Below are 7591 nucleotides of genomic sequence, written 5' to 3' on the forward strand. Positions count from 1 at the left end.
GCCCTGCGGCGGCCGTGACGAGGGTCGGTGGCGCCCGCCGGTCCGGGGCCGTCGGGCGGCGGCACAGGTCCGTGGCATCAGAGATGGCCATCCACGGGTCGACGGGGGTGGCTGCCGGGAGATTCGTCGGTGCGACGTACACCGCCGGGTCATGGCCCCGGACGAGCGCGGTCGCCGCGGCGGGAAGCCAGACACCGTCCGCCCGATGATGCCGGTTGATTGCCTGTTTGCGGGCAGAGTGTGATCAAGGCTGATCACCCTGGGAGCCGGGGCCGCAGTGGCGGAACCGTCCACGGGCAGCAGCCTCATCCGGCCGTACCACGGGGGCATTCATCGCCCTCGTGTGCGGAAAGGCAAATCAGGGGCCGGCAACGAGCGAACCGCGACGACCGTTGCCGGCACCCTCGGACGATCAGCCTCTGGTCGTCAGCGCCCTGCTCAAGACGCGGTGGTGAAGACCAGGACGGATTCGGCGCCGACCGTCAGGGCGTGGCCGTTTGTGAAGTCCGCCGTCAGTGTGCCGGCTTTCGTGGGGAAGCCGTTGGCGTCGGTGCTCGGCGTGGCACCGTCCGTGTACAGGTACTTGTTCAGCGTGATCGACCCGGTCGGTTCGCTCAGCCTCACTGCCTGCGCGGCGGACGTGCGGTTGACGAGAACGAACGTCCAGCCGCCGCTGGGCAGTTGCGCGGCCAGCACGCGCACGCCCGTCGGCTCGGCCGGGGCGTGGACGGTGGATCCGGTGGGCAGGTACCGGGTCAGCAGGCTCCAGGTGTAGAACCACGGACGGAGCGCCGTCGAGTGGGCCGACACCTTGCCGGGGTCGTCGGTGCCCCTCCCCCACATCCCGCAGAAGGTGGTCGAGGCGTAGCCGTCGAGGCACCAGGCCGCCGCGCCGTCGACGCCGCTGCGGGCTTCCTGCACGGCCAGATCCGCCATGCGCAGCGGCTGGGTCGTGTCGAGCGCGAAGCGGTAGTCCTTGCTGCCGTCCGGGTACTGAGCCGCCTTCATGCCTGTCTCCCCCAGCAGCACCGGACTGCCGGGTGCCGCCGTCCGCAGCTGGGACACCGCTTCGCTCATCACGGGCTCGACGTACTCCGGGGCCGCGCCGTACAGCTCCTGGCTGTAGAAGTGCGCCTCGCTCGCCCCCAGCAGGCCGCTGCGCGCGGAGCGCAGCCACCATGAGCCGTTGCCGTTCCAGGTGCCGGTGTCCAGGGCGGTCTGTGTCCGCGTCAGATCGTCGAGCGGGTCGTCGAGCGACGTGCTGTTGTTGGCGAGGTGCATCGATCCGACCGCGTGCTCAAGGGTCGAGGAGGCAGCCGACAGGCGCAGGTACTTGCTGCCGGTGATGCCGGAGGCGGTGTAGGTGTAGCCCCACATGCCGCCTCCGTTCTTGCCCGTGACCATGGCGACCGGCGTCGGCGGCGCGACCGCCAGGTGCTTCCAGGTCGTCCCGTCCGACGAGGTCTGGAAGGTGATCGCGTTGTCGGTGGGGCTCGCCGCGTAGATCTGCGCGGTGAACGTGTTGAGTGAGGCCAGCTTCCAGACCAGACCGGAGTCGCATCCGGAGTTGCATCCGGGTGCGGTCTGGTGGCCGAGGTCACCGCCGTAGGAGCTGACGCCGGCCTCCGCCGTGTCGGCGCCGGAGAGGACCGTCCGGGCTGTGTCCACCCCGGCTGTGGTGAACGCCGACGTGAGGTTGGTCGTCGCGGCTTCCCAGTCGGCGTACGAGTACGACTTCGGGCCGGTGGACACGTTGGGCTCGTTGACGCCGACCCAGTACCTGGGCGCGGCGCCGTCGGCCTGCAGATGCTTGACCAGCGTCGCCTGGACGGTGGCCGTGTTCGCGGCGGTATAGGTCAGGTCGTCGATGCCGAAGAGCCCGCTGACCACCGGTATGCCCCGGTCGGTGTAGTGCTTGATCACCCTTTCGGCGTTCAGATAGGCGGGGTTGGTGAAGTCGTAGCTTCCGCCCGCGTCCGTGCCGCTCCAGAACCAGGGCAGGTTGAACATGACCCGGACCAGGCCCGGTTTCATGTAGTCGGTGCGGGACACCATCAGGTTCCAGTCGGCTGTGTTCCAGGTCGTGCCGTTCGGCGGCTGGGGGTTCTGGTTGTAGCCCAGGCCGATCCAGTTGCCGTCGACAACATCGTCGGCAGAGGTGGCCGGGGTGGCGGCGCTGCTCGGGGCCGGGGCCGCGAGTCCGGTGCCCAGAGCTGCCGCGGTGGATAACAGCGCCGCGCACAGTAGCCGGCCGACGGGCAGGACGGGCCGGGAACGGAGGAGTGATCGGGAACGCATAGATTCCTTCCAGCGTTGCGTGTCGTAGGAGCGTTGCGGTGGTGAGCTGTCCCTTCGAGTCAGGTCGTGGTCTCCCCCACACTGACCCGCCCGCTCTGCGCGAACATCCGTGAAAGCACGCAGGTCCGACACGGGGCTGGCTCCGGTGGTGCTCCGGTGGTGTGCTGCGTGGACGGCCGTGCGGCCATGCCCTGCCACGGAGGAGGCCCGTCCGAGGATGTGACAGCACGGTCCGCGAGAGTTTGGACAAGGATCAGGAAGGCAGCGTCCAGCTCCGGTCGTCCGCCCCGGTGCACGACCGGCGAAGTCCCGCTACCGAAGCGGCAGGTGGCCGGTCCTGAACCACCGGCCGAGGGAAGAAGCGGTGGGCGGAGTCAGGACACGCTCACCCTGCGTACCGCAGTGACAGATCTGAGGCTCCATCCGATGTGTGACTTGTGGGGAAGGTGTTCACAGTGATGCTGTTGATGCAGGTGGTGCGGATCATGCGGCAGGTGCGTGGTGAACTTCGCCATGATGTGACAGAGAGCAAGATTTCCTTACTCGGAGGTTCGAGTGCGACCGTTCACCCTCAACTACGCCTTGCCGAAGGCTTTTCCGCCCGCCGTGACGCCGTACCGCTTCGACGAGTCGCGTCAGTTGAACGTGCTTCCGGACGGCCGCCCGGCTGTCAGTGACCCGGACCTGCTGTTGGCTGTCGGCACGACCACGTCCACCGCCGGTTCCCAGACGCACTTCGATGACTGACGCTCCGTAACCCGATGACCGTACTGATCCTCACGTCCGAAGAGGACGTGACCGCCGACATGGTGGTGACCGAGCTGCACGAGATGGGAACCCCCGTCGTGCGGCTGGACCCTGCCGACCTGCCGGACAAGGCAGTGCTGTCCGCCCACTACACCCACGGCCACTTCGACGGACATCTGTCCGTGAACGGACATGTGCTCAGCATGGACGGCCTTCGTTCCGTATGGGTGCGCAGACCCGGCGAACCGGCGGCACACGCGACACACCCCTCTGCGTGGCTGACCGCCGAGACCCGTCAGGCCCTGTTCGGAATGCTCTTCTCCACCACCACGCGGTGGATGAATCATCCGCGCAACGCCGACCGGGCCCGCCTGAAGCCCTGGCAGTTGAAGATGGCTAACCTCAGCGGCTTCGCCGTACCGCCGACCGTCTTCACCACGGCACCACACTTGGCACGGCAGTTCGCGGAGGAACACCAGGACGTTGTGGTGAAGTCCGCCTCGGGGCCGCCGCCCGGTGACCCCGGCCTGGCCCTGCCCACTACCCTGATCGGCCCCGACGCCGACTTCTCGGCCGTCGCGGCCGGCCCCGCGCTGCTGCAGCGCTACATACCCAAGCGTGCCGACATCCGCCTGACCTGTGTCGGCACCCGGCTGTTCGCCGCGCGCAAGACGGCCGGGCCGGGCCAGGTCGACGGGCGCTACGGTGACACCGAGCACACCTGGGAGGCGGTCCCGGTACCCAAACCCATCGGCCGGTCGGCGCATGAGTACCTCGCCCTCGCCGGACTGGCCTACGCCGCCTTCGACTTCGCCGAGGACGAGGAGGGCGCCTGGTGGTTCCTGGAGTGCAATCAGGGCGGCCAGTTCGGCTTCGTCGAGCTGGAGACCGGGCAGCCGGTGTCGGAGGCGGTCGCCATCTGGCTGTCACAGCGCACGGCGGCCGGCCGTGTACCGGAGATCCACCGGTGAGTCGACGACCCACGCGCACGACTCCGTCAGGTGACGGAGTCGCCACAGCCGTTCGCGGACGGCCTCGGCGGCCAGGGACGGAGTGGAGCAGGAGTCAGTCCTGGAGTTCTCCTCCGGTCTCCTCCCCGCCGGGCAGACCGGCCGGCCGTCGGCCCCGGGGCTGCTGTGGCTCGGGGCGTGTGGGCACGGGCGGCGTCGGGCGGTCCACTGCTGTACCGGCGGTCACGGTCAAGGGCTCCGCGTAGTGCAGGATTTCCACCGGCTCACCTGCCATCAGGGTGTAGCGCGCATGGGTGGGACCGATGTCCACCTTCAACCGGCTCCCGCGCACACCCACGGTGAACGTCACCCGGGAGAGCGCTTCGGGCAGGCGCGGCGCGAAGCCCAAGCGGCCCGGCTTCAGGTCCGGCCCCGTGTGCCGGCGCATGCCGCCCAGGCCGACGACCAGGGCGATCCACGTGCCGGCGAGGGAGGCGATGTGCAGGCCGTCGCGGGTGTTGTGCTCCAGGTCCTCCAGGTCCATCAGCGCGGCCTCGCTGAGGTACGCGTAGGACAGCCGCAAATGCCCGGTCTCCGCGGCGAGGACCCCCTGGCAGCAGGCCGACAGGGAGGAGTCGCGGACGGTCACCGCGTCGTAGTAGGCGAAGTTGCGCGCCTTCTCCTCGTCGGTGAACTCGTGTGGACACTCCATCATCGCCAGCACGAGGTCGGCCTGCTTCACCACTTGCTTGCGGTACAGGTCGAAGTAGGGATAGTGAAGCAGCAGCGGGTAGTGCTCGGCCGGGGTCGCGTCGAAGTCCCAGTGCTGGAACCGGGTGTAGCCGTCCGACTGCTCGTGCACGCCCAGGGTCTCGTTGTACGGCACCGCCATGCGGGCCGCCGCGTCCCGCCAGGCAGCCGCCTCCTCCTCGTCGACGTCGAGTTCCTCGGCCCGCTCCAGATGGCGCGTGGCCGCGTCCGCAGCGGCCAGCAGGTTCTGCCGGGCCATCAGGTTGGTGTACACGTTGTCGCGGGCGATGGCGCTGTACTCGTCGGGACCGGTGACCCCGTCGATGTGAAAGACGCCTTCCGCGTCGTGGTGGCCGAGGGAACGCCACAGGCGGGCGGTCTCCACCAGGAGGTCCAGCCCCTCGTGACGCTCGAACTCCTCGTCACCGCTCACACTGACGTACCGGATCACCGCGATGGCGATGTCGGCATTCACGTGGAAGGCCGCCGTCCCGGCCGGCCAGTAGGCGGAGCACTCCGGACCGGTGATCGTCCGCCAGGGGAAGGCGGCCCCGGCCAGCCCCAGTTGACGAGCGCGTTCCCGGGCCCCCGCCAGGGACCGGTGACGCCACCGCAGCGCCGAGGCGACGGCCTCCGGCGCGGTGTACGTGAGTACCGGCAACACGAACGACTCGGTGTCCCAGAAGGAGTGTCCGTCGTACCCGGTTCCGGTCAGACCCTTCGCCGGGATCGCCTGGTCCTCCCCGCGAGCCGCCGCCTGGAGAACGTGGAACAGGGCGAATCTCACCGCCTGCTGGATCTGCGCGTCCCCCTCCACCTCGACGTCCGCGCCGGCCCAGAACCGGTCCAGATAGGCGCGCTGCTCCGCGGCCAGCCCGTCCCAGCCGGTGCTGACCGCGGCCGCCACCGCCCCGTCGACCTGGGCGTGCACCGCCGGCAGTGAACGCTGCCCGGACCAGCCGTAGGCGACGAACTTGACCAGCCGCAGGCGCTGTCCGGGCTCCACGTCCGCGGTCACCGTCAGCCGGCTGACGTCCGGCTCGCTCTGCGCCGTCCACCGGGTGCCCTCCGGCCCCTCGACGAGATGGTCGGCCGCGGCTCCCACCCGCAGCCCGCTGACGGCGGTGCGGTGCACGAGCCGCAGCCGGGTGTCCTGCGCGAAGTACTCCTCCGACACCAGCGGAGACCCGATCACCGCGGCAACCCGCGGGTCCCCCTCGGTGTGGGGCAGCTGTTCGTTGGCGACGAGCTCCGACTGCACGGCCACCGTGGCAGGACCATCGATCGGTTCGATCTCGTAGACGATCGCGGCCACCGCCCGCTGGGTGAAGGAAACCAGCCGCTGTGACGTGATGCGGACCGTACGGCCGCCGGGTGTGGTCCACCGCGCGGTACGGCTGAGCACACCCGAGCGGAAGTCCAGAACGCGCTCGTGGTCGAGCAGCCGACCGTAGCGCGCGTCGTAGGGGTGATCGTCGACCAGCAGCCGGACGACCTTGCCGTCGGTGACGTTGATCATCGTCTCGCCGGACTCGGGATAGCCGTAGCCCGCCTCCGCGTACGGCAGCGGATGCCGCTCGTGGACGCCGTTGAGATAGGCACCGGGCAGTCCGTGGGGCTCCCCCTCGTCGAGGTTTCCTCGCCACCCGATGTGGCCGTTGGCCAGCGCGAACACCGATTCGCTCTGGGCGAGCACGTCCAGGTTCAGCTCGGTCTCACGCAGGCACCACGGCTCGACCATGAAACTGGGATGAGTGATCACGGCTGCTCCAGGAGTTCGGCCAGGTCACGGACCACGACATCCGCCCCGTGCGCTCTCAACTGCTCCGCCTGTCCCACGCGGTCGACCCCCACGACCACACCGAACCGTCCGGCCCGGCCCGCCTCGACACCGGCCAGCGCGTCCTCGAACACGGCCGCCTCGTCCGCCTGCACGCCCAGGGCACGGGCCGCCTCCAGGTAGGTGTCGGGAGCGGGTTTGCCCCGCAGGTCGCGGTCGCGCGCCACGACCCCGTCGATCCGTTCGTCGAACAGATCCTCGATACCGGCGGCCGCCAGAACGTCCCGGCAGTTCGCGCTGGACGACACGACCGCGCACCGCATCCCGGCTTCCCGTACCGCGTGGACGAAGCCGACCGAGCCCTCGTAGGGCTCCACCCCGTCCTCGCGGATCCGGCGCAGCACCAGGATGTTCTTGCGGGTGCCCAGCCCGTTCACCGTCTCCGCCTCCGGAGGGTCGTCCGGCGATCCCTCGGGCAGGTGCACACCACGTGAGGCGAGGAAGGTGCGTACCCCGTCCTCGCGGGGTCGCCCGTCCACGTACTCGTCGTAGTCCCCGACCGCATCGAAGGGCACGAACTCCGTGCCCTCATGTTCCGCACGCTCCCGGAGATAGCTGTCGAACATCTCCTTCCAGGCGGCCGCGTGCACCTTCGCGGTTTGGGTGAGCACCCCGTCGAGGTCGAACAGACAGGCACGTACGTGATCAGGAAGCCCCAGCATGCGGTCGAGGCTAGGAGCGCAGGGCGGGCTGTGGCGGGGAGGCGCCACCCGGCGCGCGGGAAGGAACCCGCTCGGCCGAAGCGCGGACGGCGTCCGGAGCAAGACTGGGGGAGGAACCGTCCCCGGTGCAGGACTTCTCTTCGGGGAACGCCGTGCGTGCGCGAGACCGAGCCGGTCAGCGGTCGTCCGGAAGGCTCCACCGGTACGGTGCGATGAGCTGCCGGATCCGGTCGGGCCCCCAGGAGCCGGGCTCGTAGGCCTCGACGGGCGGTGGATCCTTGAGCAGGGGTGTGGCCGCCTCCCACAGTCGTGGGGTGGCGCAGGGGGCGGGGGTCAATCTATGG

At 69.6% G+C, this 7591-nt stretch carries 5 protein-coding genes; 2 read left to right on the forward strand and 3 right to left on the reverse strand.

All coding sequences use genetic code 11. The features are described from left to right. Nucleotides 1–438: 438 nt before the first annotated feature. Nucleotides 439–2298, reverse strand: a complete 1860-nt coding sequence (locus ACFW2E_RS36345) for a hypothetical protein (protein WP_384473131.1) — start codon at nt 2296–2298, stop codon at nt 439–441. A 555-nt stretch (nt 2299–2853) separates the two neighbouring features. On the opposite strand from ACFW2E_RS36345, the gene tgmA reads away from it, so the two are divergent. Then, nucleotides 2854–3045, forward strand: a complete 192-nt coding sequence (gene tgmA / locus ACFW2E_RS36350) for a putative ATP-grasp-modified RiPP (RefSeq protein ID WP_384473134.1) — start codon at nt 2854–2856, stop codon at nt 3043–3045. Nucleotides 3046–3059: 14 nt separating this feature from the next. Continuing rightward, nucleotides 3060–4016 carry an ATP-grasp ribosomal peptide maturase gene (gene tgmB, locus ACFW2E_RS36355; protein WP_384473137.1) on the forward strand — a complete coding sequence of 319 codons (957 nt, stop codon included), beginning with the start codon at nt 3060–3062 and terminating at the stop codon, nt 4014–4016. A 94-nt stretch (nt 4017–4110) separates the two neighbouring features. Here the strand turns inward: tgmB and ACFW2E_RS36360 are convergent, their stop codons facing one another. Next, complete coding sequence (locus ACFW2E_RS36360) at nt 4111–6507, reverse strand: glycoside hydrolase family 65 protein (RefSeq protein ID WP_384473140.1); 2397 nt, start codon at nt 6505–6507, stop codon at nt 4111–4113. After that, entirely contained in the window at nt 6504–7247 is a 744-nt protein-coding gene (locus ACFW2E_RS36365; RefSeq protein ID WP_384473143.1) for a beta-phosphoglucomutase family hydrolase, read from the reverse strand. The genes ACFW2E_RS36360 and ACFW2E_RS36365 overlap by 4 nt, the downstream gene beginning before the upstream one ends. Nucleotides 7248–7591 lie beyond the last annotated feature (344 nt).

It is taken from the genome of Streptomyces sp. NPDC058964 (assembly GCF_042741275.1).
In the GTDB taxonomy this organism is placed as follows: Bacteria; Actinomycetota; Actinomycetes; order Streptomycetales; family Streptomycetaceae; genus Streptomyces.

Excerpts from the sequence above, each read along its gene's own strand:
- ACFW2E_RS36345 (WP_384473131.1), bottom strand. The coding sequence starts at position 2,298 with ATGCGTTCCCGATCACTCCTCCGTTCCCGGCCCGTCCTGCCCGTCGGC.
- ACFW2E_RS36365 (WP_384473143.1), bottom strand. The coding sequence starts at position 7,247 with ATGCTGGGGCTTCCTGATCACGTACGTGCCTGTCTGTTCGACCTCGAC.
- tgmB (WP_384473137.1), top strand. The coding sequence starts at position 3,060 with ATGACCGTACTGATCCTCACGTCCGAAGAGGACGTGACCGCCGACATG.